We start from the raw sequence: 16,690 nt of genomic DNA on the forward strand, positions 1-16,690 counted from the left end.
TCGCGGCTATACAAACGATGTCCGCCTCCGCGGACTAAGAATTAAGAATGTCTTCAACCCGCGGAGGCGGGTTTTGTCTGTGTAGCCGCGATTTCCAATCGCCGTAATTGATGCTCTTTTTGCAATAATCCCGGCGAATAGAATTCGCGGCTATACAAACGATGTCCGCCTCCGCGGACTAAGAATTAAGAATGTCTTCAACCCGCGGAGGCGGGTTTTGTCTGTGTAGCCGCGATTTCCAATCGCCCGATTTCCAATCGCCCGGTTTCCAATCGCCCGGTTTCCAATCGCCCGGTTTCCAATCGCCCGGTTTCCAATCGCCCGGTTTCCAATCGCCCGGTTTCCAATCGCCTTAATTTCAATCGCCCGGATTTCCAATCGCCTTAATTTCAATCTCCCCGGTTTCCAATCGCCTTAATTTCAATCATTCACAATCCACAACAACGCTATTATTATCTCCAATTATAGGCAACAAATGCTCGTGCAACTTCATTGCTTGCAAACAACTATTAATCCCCGAAACCGCCCGATCGTACTCTTGAATTTTCTCTTCATTCTCAGCTTGCAACCGCAGATTCTTAGCAATTTTCTCCTCAGCTTCCTGCGCCAAAGTTTGCTCCAAATAATCGCGGGCTTGACTGTATTTCTGCAAAATATCATCAGCTTGCTGTTCCGCCATCGGCAACAAATGCTCTTTCAGCGTTTGATTCACAGTTTGGCGGAAAGTTTGCCGAATGGTTTTCGATACTTTCGGCTCAAAATCTAGCCTCAATAATTGTCTAATTGCTGGTTGCGCGTCTACCATATTTTCGCAGTCAAAACCTTGGGATGTTTGCTGCAATGTTTCCCGGAATTGGTAAATCGAAAACGTGCCTTCGTCGTAAAAACGGGGACTTTCTCGCACGTAGCGATCGCACTCCACGCCCGCCGCATTCACCAAAGCACGAGAAACCCGCTGTGACAACTCCTCTAACTGCTGTTCAATTCCCCCGTCATTCCCCAACAACCGATAAAGTAATCGATAGTATTCTGACTTGCGAATGCTGTCTTTCAAATACTGGAAATAATTCTCAACCAGTGACTTTGTAGCCTCTACTAAAATATCTTCCAACTGATTCGCTAAATAGTAAAGCGCTTCCACTAAAACCGCAATTAAAGGTGCAGTAGCATTGCGCGGATGAGTCATCAAAGTGCGTCCGTAAGCCGCCTCAACCGAAAATCCATCTAGCAATTCATCTAAGCGGCGAATCATCCGAGATTGCAGTTGGCGAAAATCTGTATCGAAAATATCGCATCTGTTCATAATCATATCATTGACTTCTTTGGCGATATGTTCTCGAAATTCCTGTCCGACTTGCTGCAATTCTTGATTTAGGCGTAAAAGTTCTTGAGCTTTCATCGCTTCAATTTCGCGGGGCTGGCTGTCCAAATTCCGCTGAATTGTTTGGTATTGTTTCCGCAGTTGAATGCACAAATCCTCTAAATCGTCAGCGAGATTTCTGAAGAGTTGCGGGCGCTTTTCTTTTGTGAGATAATCGGTGATGGCTGTGCGAAAATCTTCGATGCCGCTATCTTGAATTAATTGCTGAATTAACGGTTGACCTTGTTCCGCCAGAATCCGCACGTAGTTTTGACTGGGCGTTTCGTAGCTGTTAACTGAAATCCGAAATTTGCTGGGAGATAGTTTGCCGGAATTCGCGCAGTAGCGGTTAAATTCGCTGACAAATTGCGGTGTTTCTTCACTGTTTTCGCTTTTACTACCCGCATTCGTGTCTGCATCAACTCGATCGCGACTTTGGACAAAAATGCTATCCAAACCAAAACGATCGCGCCCGGTTGTCCCTTTAATCAAACTCCCGTAAAATCCCAGCAATCCGCTGGTTTTATAGACTCTGGCGGTGTCGCGAAAGTCGGAATTAATCAGATTTTCCAAGCGTTGTCGCAGTTGCGCGTTGTACCAAGTTTCGTCAATGCGGTTGAAAATGTAAAACAGCCGATCGCGAATTCCGGGATTCGATCGCGTTTTTTCCATCAACTCCGTCTCTTCCGTCGTCATTTCTCCAGACGACGCAGCCTTCAAGACGCACACAACCGCCGAAGTATCCGGGCTTTCAATCTTATCATAGGTCAATTCCGCATCCTGTTTGACAGGCGCATCAATTCCCGGCGTATCAATAATAATATTCCCATCTTGCAGCAGCGGATGGTAACAGTAATATTCAACTCGCTTGAGTACAGCACTGTTGCTACCGCGCCGCGCGTAACTAGCAGCTTCTTTGAGATTGGAGAAATTAAACTGTTCCATCGAATAAGTAGCGTTTTCGATAGTTTGGATGCGATCGCGATTCGCTTCAAACCCTTCTAATAGCAAAGTAAGAGCCTTTGCTTGTTTAGCTCGCTCCGATTTATTTTCTCCGCCTTCCTTTTCGATAATTATGCTGCATCCCTGAGCTAAAATTTTAACTACATCTGTGAGATTAATATCGATTTCAGTCGTTAAATTTAACTGCTCGCAAAGAGCATAGGCTTGCTGGCGAATCTCAACTTCGCTCGAAAAAGTGAGAACAACACGCTCTTTTTGGGCCGATTCAGCGTAGGCGATATAGCATTCAGTACCGGTTGCGTGTCCTTCAGCGCTGTAGAGCAATTCTCGCTCCAGCAAAGCATTGATCAGCATTGATTTTCCCGCACTAAAAGCGCCCGCAAACACAATCTCAAACTCAGGAGAAATTGCCTTTTTCAGAGAAGATTGTACCGCCGTGATATCTTGTTGTCGCAGAGACGATTCTTGACGCAGCAGTTGGAGTAGAGAGTCAACTTGCTCTTGCAGATTTTTGCATTGAGGCGGCATTTGAGTCATTGTGGCGGAATGCTCCTGTAGTGTGGGAAAATTAGCTTGAGGTTAATTTTCGGCTAGTTCCTGAAGAATTGCAACAGTAATTTTACTTATGTTATCGAGTGCGATCGGGAGCATCTCATTTTTGTACACATGACACTCACATTTGTAGTAGGGTGCGTCAGCCACTTCTGACGGAACATCTGAAAATTAGGCTAATCGCTGACGCACCCTACAGAGTCGGCTATCGGGCGGGTAAATCTTGTGTTTCCAGCCAAGCTGTTAAATCCGAGATTTGGGTAAAATTGAGCAAAGCTTCTGCTAAATTTTCTAATTTCGCGATCGACAATTCCTGAATTTGATTTTGAACTTCGGGAGCGATCGCACCTACACGACGTTCTAACAAACGGATAATTAGTGCGAATTGTCCTTCCTTAATTCCTTCTTGTCTGCCTTCTTGTTTGCCTTCTTGTCTGCCTTTTTCTGTTGCTATACTGACCGCTTTAGTGATTGCTCCCCGACGGTCTTGGATGTAAATTTCCTGTTTTTGCAACTCGCTTAATTCGTCATAGCTCAAATTAGCTTTAGTCGCTATTGTAAATGCTTGACTAATCTCTGGCACCTCTTCCATTGTTGCAGGTACTGAGTTTAAGTCCCTAGCAGTTTTGAGAAAATAAATCCACTTATCGGCTAATGTTTGTAACTCGTTCAAACTTTTTTGGAACTTGGGTAACTCAACAAAAACCAATTCAAAATCGAAAATAGGATAATCGCTTAAGAACTCTCTTTCTTTTAGCACAAACCGCGAAATTACTTTCCTAAAATCCTCAAACATCTCAAAATCAGTGATGGTCAAGGCAATCACTGGATTCAACATTACATATTGTTCTGCTGTTTCTAATTGCGTTGAATAAGCTTTGGCTGCATTGTACAAAATCCGCTTTTCAAAAGCCTCTACGTTCAAAACCTGCATCTCGATAATTACCTCTGTGCCGTCATTTAATTTCGCTCTAATATCTACGTAAGTATCCTTCAGCCCTCGGATTAGCGGTAATGAATGAGGATCGAGGATTTGCAAATATTCGATGGTGGGCTGATTGTCATACAACAAGGCATTCAAAAAACTCTTGAGAATGTCTTTGCTATTTTGTGAACCGAAGATTTTTTTGAATGCGAAATCAGTTTTAGGATTGATGAATGTGAACATATAGATAATCGGTGAATTTGTAATGGTTGAGGTTTCAGGTGCGGGAGGCGCACTCTACTATCTATATTATACAAACAAGATTTCCCGCGTGCAGCGCGCACCCACAGGGGAGCATATCAGTTTTTCATTTATATATAGCAATACTCGCATCATTTTCATAGTTCTTGTAGGGGGTTCTTTAAGATCCGGTTGCCCCGATAGATAGGGGGTAGGCACGGGGCACTACCCCTACCAATCTTGATGAATCATTTAGGACAGCTCTACAATAAAAAATGCTTCTTGCAAAAAAGAGATGCTCCCCTCTACAAAATTAAACCGACAAATCTTGACGGGGTTTGAAAGTCTGAATTTGCCGCAATTTCTCGTACAATTCCCGTTCTTCGTCGCTAATTTCCTTGGGAATTAATACCTGAATTTCTACTAGCTGATCTCCCCGATCGCCATTTCCAGTCGGATAACCCTTATTCGCCAGCCGCAACCGCTTCCCAGACGTGACTCCAGGTGGCAGTTTCATCTTCACCAAGCCGTCTAGAGTCGGCACTTCAATGTCTCCACCAAGTACCGCTTCGCAGGGTGTCAGCGGCAATTCGCAGCAAATATCCGACATTTCCAAGCGGAAAAATGGATGGGGAGAAACCGTGATTTTTAAGTACAAATCGCCACCGCCAATACCTTGATTTCGCAGGCGAATTCGCTGGCCCGATACCATCGCCCCCGGCATATTTACCTCGATCCACCGCCCGTCGTCCAAGCGGATGCGCTCGGTACCGCCCGAATAAGCTCTTTCCAAAGGCAGAGTTAGCCTCGCATCAATGTCTCTTCTGATTTCGCGATCGTCTATTTCCCTGGTTTCGCGTCGAATTTCGCGATCGTCCAAATCCCTCCTATCTTCCCGAGAATTAGCAACATAACTCGTTTTCTTAGAAGCCGTATTCCACGGTTCTGAAGTGGGAACTCGCGGTGCATCATTCTCTGTCGCCATCCTCACTTCACGGCGCCTTCCGAGCACTTGATCGAGAAATTTATTAAAATCTGAGTAATCGCTAAAATCGATATCTTCCGCTGGTTTTCTGCGGCTACCTTTGTTGTTTCCCCAACTTGTGAAATTGGGAAGTTTTACGCCTTGTTTGCCTTGAAATCCCTTTTGCTTCCAGAATTTACTAAACTGGTCGTATTGAGCGCGCTTTTCGAGATCGGACAGAATATCGTAAGCTTCATTAATATCTTTAAACCTATCTTCAGCAGATTTATCTCCCGGATTTACGTCAGGGTGCAACTGTCTCGCCAGTCGTCGATAGGCTTTTTTTATCTCGTCAGCCGTAGCATCTCTGGGTACTCCCAGTATTTGATAGTAATTACGAAAGTTTTGCATAATTTGGGAAGGAAGAAGGAAGTTCGGCAACGGATTTTGTAGCGGATGTAACGGATGTAACGGATGTAAGTCCGATGTAAGTCCGATGGAAGTCGGAAGAGGGAAGAAGGAAGAGGGAAGAATGAAAATTTTTTATTCTGTGTGAAGTTTATTGATATTGCTGACCATTAGTCGTGTGAGTTCATCTACTTGTTTGACAACGGGTGAGATTTTTTATAGTGCGGCAAACCCCACTTTTTCAGAAATCACTAGATGAGTATCCAGTTCTCTGAGCGAACCGAGAGCTATTCGCAAATATCTAATATACTCTTGTCGGGTAACACGTCCATATCCCTCAGCAATGTTAGCTGGTATTGATACAGATGCACGGCGAATTTGACTGGTAATACCATAAAGTTCAGATGGATGAAATGATTTGGTTAATTCGTAGCAAAGTTGACAAAGATAAATACCCCGCTGCCAGATGTATTGTTCTCTATGGGCTATATAACATAGTTTTCTCCTTGCTGATTATAGTAATCTCTATCTATTTCCAAGAAGTCTAGTGAGAGAAAAAAGAAGTCCAGAAGAAGTGGAAAAAGGGCGGTCACATATTCTCTGCTAAAAATCCGCTATTTTCCTTCTTCCTTCTTCCTTCTTCCTTCTTCCTTCTTCCTTCTTCCTTCTTCCTTCTTCCTTCAATTACAACCAATCATCGTCGTCATCCCAGTCGTCGCTTTGGTTTTGATAGGGGCGAGTTGGGCGGTTATTGCTGGTTCTGCGATCGGGTGTGCGATCGTAGGATCGATCGCGATCGTAGGATCGATCGCCCATACGATCGCGATCTGGCATCCGATCGCGATCGTAAGAGCGATCGTAAGGGCGATCTGGCATTGGATCGACAGTCGATCGCCTGTAGGGCTTAGCATTTTGATAATAGCTGCTGTCATCGCTGCGCCGCTTGGTACTATCGCCTGTAAAAGTCCGCTTCACAGACTCAAAGAAATCATCATCATCGTCATCCATTGCAAAAGCTGCAACTTCGCGACTCAGATCGTAAAGAGCATCCTGCAAATCCGAGCCAACTTGGTCAACTCCCCGCTCATCCTTACGTTCCAAACTGTCTCGCAATTCCCGAATTAAAGTTTCAATTCGCTGGCGGCTTCTTTGGGCAAACTGCATTCCGCGATCGAGTGCAACTTCCCGCAACTGTCGCTCAGCTTGATAAGCCAAAGCCTCAGCGCGATTGCGTTTTTCCACCTTTTCCCGCTGCAACTTATCAGCTTGAGCAAACTGTTCCGCATCGCGAATCATTTGATTCACTTCCTGCTGGCTCAGCGTCGAAGCACCTTGCACAGTAATGCTTTGTTCCCTGCCGGTAGTTTTGTCCAAAGCAGTCACCAACAGCATCCCGTTAGCATCAATATCAAAAGCCACTTGTACCTGCGGAATCCCTCGCGGTGCCGGCGGAATTCCCGTTAATTTAAACCGTCCCAAAGACTTATTATCTCTACCTAATTCCCGTTCCCCTTGGATGATGTGAACTTCTACCACAGTTTGGTTGTTTTCAGCAGTCGAAAAAATATCCGATCGCCTAACTGGAATAGTAGTATTGCGCGGAATCAGTTTTTTCATCACCCCGCCGATGGTTTCCAAGCCCAGGGACAGGGGCGTCACATCCAACAGCAGCACGTCCCGGACATCCCCGCCCAAAATCCCCGCCTGAATAGCAGCACCCACCGCCACAACCTCATCGGGATTGACATTTTGATTCGGTTCGCGATCGATCAAACTCCGCACAATTTCCTGCACCAAAGGAATGCGAGTCGAACCGCCCACCAAAACAACTTCATCAATCCGAGAAGGACTCATATTGGCATCAGCCAAAGCTTGTTTCACCGGACGGCGCATCCGCTGCACCAAATCGCTGCACAGCCCCTCAAATTGACCGCGAGTCAAGCGCGTTTCCAAATGCAAAGGCCCATCTTCATTTGCATCAATAAACGGCAAATTAATCTCAGTAACGCCAACTCCCGACAGCTCTATTTTTGCTTTTTCTGCCGCTTCGATCAAGCGCTGCAAAGCTTGGCGGTTTTTGCGTAAATCCACGCCTTCTTTTTCTAAGAATTGTTCAGCCAACCAATCAACAATTTTGGAGTCAAAATCATTGCCACCCAACTGAGTATCGCCGCTAGTTGCTTTAACTTCAAATACTCCATCTCCAACATCTAAGATAGATACATCAAAAGTACCGCCGCCCAAATCAAAAACTAAGATTGTTTGACTTTCTCGCCTTTCCAAACCGTAGGCCAAAGAAGCCGCAGTCGGCTCATTTAAAATCCGCTTCACATCAAGTCCGGCAATTCTACCAGCATCCCGCGTCGCCTGTCGCTGCGAGTCGTTGAAATAAGCCGGAACAGTGATTACAGCCCCCGTAACTTCTTGTCCCAGATAGCGGCTGGCTTCATCGGCCAACTTCCGCAACACCATCGCCGAAATTTCCTCTGGGGCGAAATCTTTTTTCAGGCGAGGGCATTTGATTTTGATGTTTCCGTTTTCGTCGCGGCGAGTTGTGTAAGGGACGCGCTTTGCTTCTGGAGTCAGTTCGGTATATTTGCGCCCGATGTACCGTTTGACGGCGTAAAAGGTGTTTTGGGGGTTGAGAACATTTTGGCGTCTGGCCATTTGTCCGACAAGGCGTTCCCCTTCCTTGGTGAAAGCAACCACCGAAGGAGTTGTCCGCATCCCTTCTGCGTTGGCAATCACAACCGGTTTGCCGCCTTCCATGACGGCTACTACTGAGTTTGTCGTTCCGAGGTCAATGCCAACTACTTTTCCCATACGTCCGTTGTCTCCTGTGGCGTTGTGTGTAGCTTTTTCAATATAAGCGTTAAGTTCGATCGCATTTATTGTACCGCGTCGAGCCACGGGGCTGCGGGGGGTTATCTCACTTCGGGGTAGCGGTTGGGGTTGGTTGGGTGCGATCGACCTTTTTTCCATATGGCTTTGGCGCAGAGACTGAGGAGCAAATTGATTAGAATGGAGAGCAAAAGTTATCCTATCATCAACATCAAAATTAAAAGCCGTTAGCGCAGCCCTCGAAGAGGATCGCACAAACACCTCCAATCACCATAAAACTATGAAATTCTCCTTAGATGTAGAAAACAATCCCACAGGCTGGCCAGATCATACTCAACTACCCGAATCAGACGGTACTTTTGTGAAGAACTTTCAAGAACATCCCCAAAGCATTTTACTAACCGATTCCATTACTCCCGTTTTAGAAACAATTCACGCTGACGGTAACTATTGTATCGGTCAAGACAGTGGCATTTATTGGCGATTAGCTGACCCGTTAGAAAAGGGTGCAGAAGCGCCTGACTGGTTTTACGTTCCCAATGTACCGCCAACACTAGACGGTAAATATCGGCGTTCTTACGTGATGTGGCAAGAGTTTGTAGCACCATTAATCGTGTTAGAGTTTGTATCGGGTAATGGGTCGGAAGAACGGGATAGAACGCCTTTATTGCGTACCGACAAACAGGAAACTAAACCAGGAAAATTCTGGGTTTATGAAAATGCGATTCGTCCGGCATTTTATGGAATTTATGAAGTCAGGAAAGCTAGTGTTGAGGTCTATCATCTGATCGAAGATAGGTTTGAATTAGTTGTTGCAAACGATCGCGGTCATTATCCAATCCCGCAATTGGGAGTTGAGTTGGGAATTTGGCAAGGTAGTTATCAAAATATGGAATTACCTTGGTTGCGCTGGTGGGATAGTCAAGGGAATCTGTTGTTATCGGGGGCTGAAAGAGCCGATCGCGCCGAAGACCAATTAGAGCAATTACGCGCTCAATTGCGATCGGCCGGAATCGAACCGCAATTATAAACAGGTTCGTAGTGAGGACTTTAGTCCTTCTATCTTAATTATCAAGGACTGAAGTCCTTACTACAAACTTTTTATTTACAACTAACCTATCGAGAATAAACTAAGTGCCGCGCATTTTTGACAACATCGAACTATCTCTCCTACCAGTATTACGAGAAACCATCAAACTCTCCTACCGGGCCGATTTTTGCGTTGGCTATTTCAACCTCCGGGGATGGCGAAGCATTGGCGATTTAATCGAAGCATATATGGGAAATCGGGGAGCCTGCTGCCGCCTTTTGGTGGGAATGCAAAGCTTGCCATCCGATGAATTGAATGCTAGTTTTAGTCTGATTTCCCATCACCGAGGGATTGACAATAGTGCCATTATTCGACTCAAAAAACGGATGGCTGAGGAATTTCGCCAGCAGTTGACAATAGGCGCTCCCAGTGATATCGACGAGCAGGGATTACGCAGGTTGAGCTATCAGATTAAAACCGGAAAAGTCATTGTTAAATTATTTTTAGCTTATCATCTACACGCTAAGCTATATCTCGTTCACCGTCACGATCCAAACAGTCCAATTGTCGGATTTTTGGGTAGCAGCAATCTGACTTTATCCGGACTGTCAAAACAAGGGGAATTAAATATTGATATTTTAGATTCCGATGCTTGCAATAAGTTGCAAAAATGGTTTGACGATCGCTGGGAAGAATACGGTTGTATTGATATTTCTAAAGAACTTGCAGAAATTCTCGATCGCAGTTGGGCGCGATCGGAACCAATTCCACCCTATCACATCTATCTCAACATGATCTATCATTTGTCCCGCGAGGCGATCGCAGGTATTGCCGAATTTCAGATTCCCCGCGATTTTAATAATTTATTTCAGTTTCAAGAAGAAGCCGTTAAGTTAGCCGCCCGTCACATTACCAAACGGGGAGGCGTGATTATTGGCGATGTGGTAGGTTTGGGCAAAACTTTAGTTGGTACGGCGATTGCCAAAATTCTCCAAGAAGACTGTCTCTTGGAAACCTTAATTATTTGTCCGAAAAACTTGGTCAAAATGTGGCAAGAATATGCAGACAAATATCGCCTGCTGGCCAAAGTCTTATCGATCAGTCGGGTGCAGCAAGAATTGCCGGAATTGCGCCGCTATCGAGTTGTGTTAATTGATGAAAGTCACAACCTCAGAAATCGAGAAGGTAAGCGATATCGAGCGATTCAAGAATATATTGCCATCAATGAAAGTAAATGTATTCTGCTTTCGGCAACTCCTTATAATAAAACCTATTTAGATTTATCTGCTCAATTGCGACTGTTTATTCCCGAAGACCAAAATTTAGGATTGCGGCCGGAAGCTTTGCTCAATCAATTGGGTGGTGGCAGTCAAGGAGAGTTAGAATTTATGAAGCGACATCAATGTTCAGTGCGCTCTTTAGCTGCTTTTGAAAAGAGCGAACATCCGGATGATTGGCGAGACTTAATGAAGCGCTATATGGTGAGGCGAACTCGCTCGTTTATTAAAGAGAATTATGCGAAAAATCAGGCAGAAACCGATCGCAAATATCTAGAATTTGCCAATGGCACTCGTTCCTATTTTCCCGATCGCATTCCCAAAACAATTAAGTTTTCCTCGGAAACTTCCACAACTAACTCCCAGCTTGACTTTGAGGAAATTGTCGAAGTCATCAACGCCCTAAATCTGCCCCGTTACGGGCTGGGAAATTACATCGCCAAAAAACCCAAACAACAGCCGACTGAAGCAGAGCAGCGACAGTTAAATGCCCTATTCCGTGGCGGTCGTCGGTTGATGGGTTTTTCGCGGACAAATCTGTTTAAACGGCTAGAAAGCAGCGGCAGTGCCTTTATTCAGTCGATCGAGCGGCACATCCTGCGGAATTTTATCTACTTATATGCGATCGGGCAAAACTCCGATATCCCGATCGGCACTCAGGATGCAGAATTGTTGGATACCCGCAACAGCGATGAAGATGCTGATTCAGTGGTAATGAGCAGTTTTGATACGGAAGAAATCGAAGATGAATCGGGGGAACTTTCAGATATCGAAGCCCAATTGCAGTTAGACGAAAAAAGTTTTAAACAGCGCGCAGAAGTAGTTTATGGAGAATATCAAACACGCTACCAGCGCAGGTTTAAATGGCTGAAATCAGATTTTTTTGACACCAAGAAATTAAAACGAGATTTACTAGCAGATGCCCGCTCTTTAATTGAAGTATTGCAAACTTGCAGTGTATGGCATTCTCAACCAGATGAAAAGTTAGCAGCTTTGGTGACATTGATTGCAGAAACTCATCCCCATGAGAAGATACTAATTTTTACTCAATTTGCCGATACAGTCCGTTATATAACTGACAACTTAACCAAGCTCGAAATTGCAGGCGTTGCATCGGTAACAGGCAAATCAAAAGACCCCACAGAACTCACATTTCGGTTTAGTCCAACTAGCAACGGTAAGCGTGATAAAATCTCACCAGAACAAGAATTGCGGGTTTTAATTACCACTGATATTCTGAGTGAAGGTCACAACTTACAAGATAGTGCAATTATCATTAATTATGACTTACCTTGGGCAATCATTCGGTTGATTCAGCGGGCGGGCAGAGTAGATAGAATCGGGCAAACAGCCGATCGCATTTTGTGCTATTCATTTTTGCCAGAGGAAGGAGTGGAACGGATTATCAACCTGCGGGAAAGACTGCGCCGACGCTTACAGGAAAATGCCGAAGTTGTCGGCACCGACGAGACATTTTTTGAGGATGATTCACCACAAGTCATTCTGGATATTTACAATGAAAAATCCGGGATTTTAGATGGCGAAGAAGATGCCGAAGTTGACCTAACATCAGAAGCTTTTCAGATTTGGAAAAATGCGACTGACAATAATCCGACTTTGAAAAAAACCATTGAGTCAATGCCCAATGTAGTTTACTCAACTCGCGCTCATACACCCGAACCATTGCAGCCAGAAGGAGTTTTATTGTACATGAAAACTGCCGAGGGTAATGATTCGTTGATTTGGGTCGATCGCAATGGAAACAGCGTCACACAATCGCAACTCGCCATATTAAGAATTGCCGCCTGCGACGAAGCGACTCCGGCGATTCCGAGAGACAAACAGCATCACAAATTAGTCAAAAAAGGTGCTGAGTTGATAGCAGAAGAAGAGTTAACTGCGGGCGGACAATTAGGGAGATCCTCCGGTGCTCGGTTCCGAACTTACGAACGTTTGAAGAGTTACGCGCAGTCCATGCGTGGTACAATATTCGCATCGGATGAGTTGTCAAAAGCGATCGATGAAATTTACCGCTATCCCCTGCGTCAGTCGGCAATTGACACGTTGAACCGGCAGTTAAAAAGCGGTATAGGCGATCGGGCATTAGCAGAATTAGTTGTAGGATTGAGAATGGATGACCGTTTTTGTATAGTTAGTGAAGATGGAGACAAACGGGAACCGATGATTATTTGTTCTTTAGGCTTGTTTCAGGAGATATAATTAAAGTAGGGTGCGTCGCCGGGAACAATTCTCGCTGCTGACAAATATTATCGAGCGACGCACCATACCACCTGTTCCAGAACAAATAAGATGTACAATGAATAATAGCTTTATTTTAAAATTATGACGCTATCAATTGAGCCTAAATCCAAGCTTTCTCTGGCAGCATTCTTGAATTTATCAGAAACCGAACCTGCGAGTGAATACATCAACGGTCAAATTTATCAAAAACCGATGCCTCAAGGAAAACATAGTCTGATTCAAACTGAATTTGCCTCAACGATTAATCAACAGGGTAAACCCAGAAAACTAGCTTTAGCTTTGACTGAGTTACGCTGCACATTTGGAGGACGTTCCTTAGTACCAGACATTGCTGTTTTTGAATGGCCTCGCATCCCTGTTGATGAAAATGGAGAAATTGCAAATCGATTTGAAAGTCATCCCGATTGGGTGATTGAAATCTTGTCACCAGAACAGTCTCCTAATCGTGTAATTAATAAGATTATTTTTTCGATTCAGCACCAAACTAAATTAGGTTTATTTATAGATCCTAACGATCGTTCTGTGATGGTATTTCAACCAAATCAGTTACCAGAAGTGAAATATGACACTGATATTATACCAGTTCTGAATGTGTTAGGCGATTGGCAATTACGAGTTGAAGATATTTTTAGTTTTTTACAAGTTAATTAATTCCGTCTTTCTGATTTATCGACTACGCCAAGAAACCGGGTTTTTTCCGAGATTAAGGATTATAAACCAGTATTCTCGCAAAAACCCGGTTTCTAACCACCCGCCCCCAATTCCCATAACATCCGTTACATCCGCTACAAAATCCGTTGCCGAACTTTCTTAACCATGCCACAAACACTCGAACAATCCCGTCAACTTCTCCAAGACTTTGAATTCAACAAACTATTCGTCCAACAACTCGGTTGGGATAATCCATCATCCCCCAAAACCATACCCGCAGAAATAGAAGGCGAGACTTATTCCCGAAAACAAATCGCCCAACTTTTAGGAGTAGTGGTATATGAAATTACCACCGCTATCGGTAACATTCCCAATGCAGCCAAAAGACTGACAATTTATCGCGAAATTGTCCAGATATCCCGCGAAAATATATTAATTTTTATTGATGCAAATCGGACTAAATCTCTTTGGTATTGGGTGAAGTGCGAAGGTACAAAACTTTATCCTCGCGATCATGTATATGTGAAACGGGAACCTTGCGATTTACTGTTGAGTAAAGTCACAGCTTTAAAAGTTGAATTAGCAGAATTAGAAACGCTATCGGTGATTGATGTCGCCCAAAGATTGCAGGCTGGATTGGATGTTGAACGAGTTACTAAGAAGTTTTTTGAAGAGTTTAAACAGCAACACGTTGAATTTTTGAATGCGATTCGCGGCATTGACAAGGAGACAGATAGGCGCTGGTATACTTCAGTTTTACTCAACCGTTTGATGTTTGTTTATTTTTTGCAGCGCAAAGGGTTTATCGACAATGACAGATTGATGTATTTGCAGGAAAAGTTAGCCGAAAGCAAGCAGCGGGGAACGGATTTATTTTACTCGAAATTCTTGACAACACTGTTTTTTGAGGGATTTGCTAAGCCTCTGGATTTACGGGCGGAAGGCGTTACAGAATTAATCGGCGATGTTAAATACTTGAATGGCGGACTGTTTCTGGAACATTCTATCGAACAGAATTATCCGAATATTTCTATACCTGATGTTGCTTTTGAGAAAATCTTAGATTTATTTGCGCGCTATTCTTGGAATCTCGACGATACGGTGGGCGGGAAGGAAAACGAAATTAATCCGGCAGTTTTGGGATACATCTTTGAGAAATACATTAACCAAAAAGCCTTTGGTGCTTATTATACCAGGCCGGAGATTACTGAATATTTGTGCGATCGCACTATCAACAAACTAATCCTCGATAAAGTCAACCAATCCCTCAACTCCTCCAACTCTTCCTCCCCCTCCCCCTCTTTCTCCCCCCTTAGCAAGGGGGGCCGGGGGGGTTCTTCTCATAAATTTGAAACCATCACCGAACTCCTCACCAATCTCGACGCAAATCTCTGCCGCCGCCTGCTAGAAGAAATCCTCCCAAACCTCACATTATTAGACCCAGCCTGCGGTTCCGGCGCGTTTTTAGTCGCAGCGATGAAAACGCTGATTTACATCTATTCAACTATCATCGGTACAAGCAAGTTTTTAACCGACCACTACCTCAACGACTTACTCAAAACCATCGAAACAGAGCATTCATCACTCAACTATTATATCAAAAAACGGATTATTAGCGACAATCTCTACGGCGTGGATATCATGCCCGAAGCAGTGGAAATTGCGAAATTGCGACTATTTTTAGCCTTAGTTTCGGCGGCGCACGATGTCAGCGAATTGGAACCGCTGCCGAATATTGATTTTAACATCATGGCGGGGAATTCCTTAATTGGATTGATTCGGGTGGATGAAGAACGATTTGATTCTGTAGGAAATTCGCGCCAAGGTAATTTGCTGCAAATTTTAGCTTCTGCTAATTACAAAGGAATTTTAGCAGATAAGAATAAGTCCATCGATTTATATAAAAAACACGCTTTTCAGTCTGGGGAAGAGGAAGGAACTTCTCAAGAATCGCGATTATTAAATTTGCGGCAGCATATTGAAAAGTTAAACCAGGAGTCGCAAGTCAAGTTAAATCAGTTATTGTTTGATGAGTTTACCAGGCTGAAAATTAAGTATGAAGAAGTGCAGTTGGCGGGGAAACCGCAGAAACGAGTTTTAAGTATTGATGATATTGCAAAATTGCAACCGTTTCACTGGGGATATCACTTCGATAGAATTTTAGAACGGGGAGGTTTTGATGCGATTATTGCTAATCCACCTTGGGAAATTTTCAAGCCAGATGCTAAGGAGTTTTTTGCTAATCATAGCAATTTAGTAACGAAAAAGAAGATGGATATTAAGAGCTTTGAAAAAGAGCAAAAGAAACTCCTGCAAGATATTGAGGTTTCTAATGCTTGGTTGGAATATCAGAGCAATTTTCCCCATATCAGTGCTTACTATCGTTCAGCAGAACAGTACAAAAATCAGATTTCGATTGTCAATGGCAAAAAAGCAGGTACGGATATTAATCTCTATAAACTTTTTGTAGAGCAATGTTTTAATCTTTTACGCAGAGGTGGCGAGTGTGGGATTGTGATTCCCAGTGGCATTTACACTGACTTGGGTACGAAGCAACTGCGGGAAATGTTATTTAGTCAAACACAAGTCACGGGGTTATTTTGTTTAGAAAATCGTAAAACAATTTTTGAAGGAGTTCATAAGAGTTTCAAAATAGTTGTCCTTACTTTTGAGAAGGATGGGATAACCACTGAGTTTCCGTCTGCTTTTATGCGACTTGATGTGGATGAACTGCAAAGGTTTCCTAGTGGTGATAGCTTGCAAATTAGTATTGAATTAGTGCGGAAATTATCTCCTGATTCTCTGTCGGTGATGGAGTTTAAAAATGAGGGAGATATTCGGATTGCTGAGAAAATGCTCCAATTTCCGTTACTTGGCGAACAGATTGAGGGGAAATGGAATCTGCGGTTAACTGCCGAATTTCACATGACTAATGACAGTCATTTATTCAAGCAAGAACCAGGGAAAGGGAGACTGCCACTTTATGAAGGTAAGATGATTCATCAGTTTACTCATCTATGGGGTAAACCTAAGTATTGGATAGATGAGGATGAAGGACGCAAAGCATTATTGAAACGTAATGAAACAGACATATAGCCTTTCTCAGAAAGATGAGGTACAATAACAGCAGTGCGTAAACCAGTTAAAAATATTTGATGATGTAACTTGACTGAACCCCAACTCTATGGCTTTGGCTAATTCTTGATAATTAGGTGTC

The 16,690-nt window shown here is 43.8% G+C and carries 10 protein-coding genes; 4 read left to right on the plus strand and 6 right to left on the minus strand.

The window, feature by feature from the left end; all coding sequences use genetic code 11:
* Positions 1 to 197: 197 nt before the first annotated feature.
* The 6 genes from QZ938_RS29845 to dnaK form a co-directional block, all read right to left on the minus strand.
* Positions 198 to 362: a hypothetical protein gene (locus QZ938_RS29845; protein WP_293355425.1), complete on the minus strand. Its 165-nt coding sequence runs from the start codon at positions 360 to 362 to the stop codon at positions 198 to 200.
* 62 nt (positions 363 to 424) lie between these two features.
* Entirely contained in the window at positions 425 to 2,860 is a 2,436-nt protein-coding gene (locus QZ938_RS29850; protein WP_293355428.1) for a dynamin family protein, read from the minus strand.
* Positions 2,861 to 3,080: 220 nt separating this feature from the next.
* Positions 3,081 to 4,043: an Rpn family recombination-promoting nuclease/putative transposase gene (locus QZ938_RS29855; protein WP_293153177.1), complete on the minus strand. Its 963-nt coding sequence runs from the start codon at positions 4,041 to 4,043 to the stop codon at positions 3,081 to 3,083.
* Positions 4,044 to 4,353: 310 nt separating this feature from the next.
* Positions 4,354 to 5,415 carry a J domain-containing protein gene (locus QZ938_RS29860; RefSeq protein ID WP_293153175.1) on the minus strand — a complete coding sequence of 354 codons (1,062 nt, stop codon included), beginning with the start codon at positions 5,413 to 5,415 and terminating at the stop codon, positions 4,354 to 4,356.
* A gap of 213 nt (positions 5,416 to 5,628) precedes the next feature.
* Complete coding sequence (locus QZ938_RS29865; protein WP_363318916.1) at positions 5,629 to 5,901, minus strand: four helix bundle protein; 273 nt, start codon at positions 5,899 to 5,901, stop codon at positions 5,629 to 5,631.
* A 195-nt stretch (positions 5,902 to 6,096) separates the two neighbouring features.
* On the minus strand, positions 6,097 to 8,235 hold the full coding sequence (gene dnaK, locus QZ938_RS29870) for a molecular chaperone DnaK (protein ID WP_293153226.1): 2,139 nt from the start codon (positions 8,233 to 8,235) through the stop codon (positions 6,097 to 6,099).
* A gap of 298 nt (positions 8,236 to 8,533) precedes the next feature.
* Here dnaK and QZ938_RS29875 point away from each other — a divergent pair, with 298 nt between their 5' ends.
* From QZ938_RS29875 to QZ938_RS29890, 4 genes are all read left to right on the plus strand, one after another.
* Complete coding sequence (locus tag QZ938_RS29875; RefSeq protein ID WP_293355431.1) at positions 8,534 to 9,283, plus strand: Uma2 family endonuclease; 750 nt, start codon at positions 8,534 to 8,536, stop codon at positions 9,281 to 9,283.
* 104 nt (positions 9,284 to 9,387) lie between these two features.
* Entirely contained in the window at positions 9,388 to 12,780 is a 3,393-nt protein-coding gene (locus QZ938_RS29880) for a helicase-related protein (protein WP_293355434.1), read from the plus strand.
* 123 nt (positions 12,781 to 12,903) lie between these two features.
* Positions 12,904 to 13,473, plus strand: coding sequence for a Uma2 family endonuclease (locus QZ938_RS29885; RefSeq protein WP_293153169.1), 570 nt, complete (start codon positions 12,904 to 12,906; stop codon positions 13,471 to 13,473).
* Positions 13,474 to 13,638: 165 nt separating this feature from the next.
* Positions 13,639 to 16,569, plus strand: coding sequence for a DNA methyltransferase (locus QZ938_RS29890; RefSeq protein WP_293355437.1), 2,931 nt, complete (start codon positions 13,639 to 13,641; stop codon positions 16,567 to 16,569).
* Positions 16,570 to 16,690 lie beyond the last annotated feature (121 nt).

The sequence above is a fragment of the Microcoleus sp. CAWBG27 genome (assembly GCF_020883145.1).
Classification (GTDB): Bacteria; Cyanobacteriota; Cyanobacteriia; order Cyanobacteriales; family Microcoleaceae; genus Microcoleus.

Coding starts and splice junctions, on each gene's coding strand:
- QZ938_RS29860 (WP_293153175.1), bottom strand. CDS start 5,415: ATGCAAAACTTTCGTAATTACTATCAAATACTGGGAGTACCCAGAGAT.
- QZ938_RS29890 (WP_293355437.1), top strand. CDS start 13,639: ATGCCACAAACACTCGAACAATCCCGTCAACTTCTCCAAGACTTTGAA.
- QZ938_RS29850 (WP_293355428.1), bottom strand. CDS start 2,860: ATGACTCAAATGCCGCCTCAATGCAAAAATCTGCAAGAGCAAGTTGAC.
- QZ938_RS29885 (WP_293153169.1), top strand. CDS start 12,904: ATGACGCTATCAATTGAGCCTAAATCCAAGCTTTCTCTGGCAGCATTC.
- dnaK (WP_293153226.1), bottom strand. CDS start 8,235: ATGGGAAAAGTAGTTGGCATTGACCTCGGAACGACAAACTCAGTAGTA.
- QZ938_RS29875 (WP_293355431.1), top strand. CDS start 8,534: ATGAAATTCTCCTTAGATGTAGAAAACAATCCCACAGGCTGGCCAGAT.
- QZ938_RS29855 (WP_293153177.1), bottom strand. CDS start 4,043: ATGTTCACATTCATCAATCCTAAAACTGATTTCGCATTCAAAAAAATC.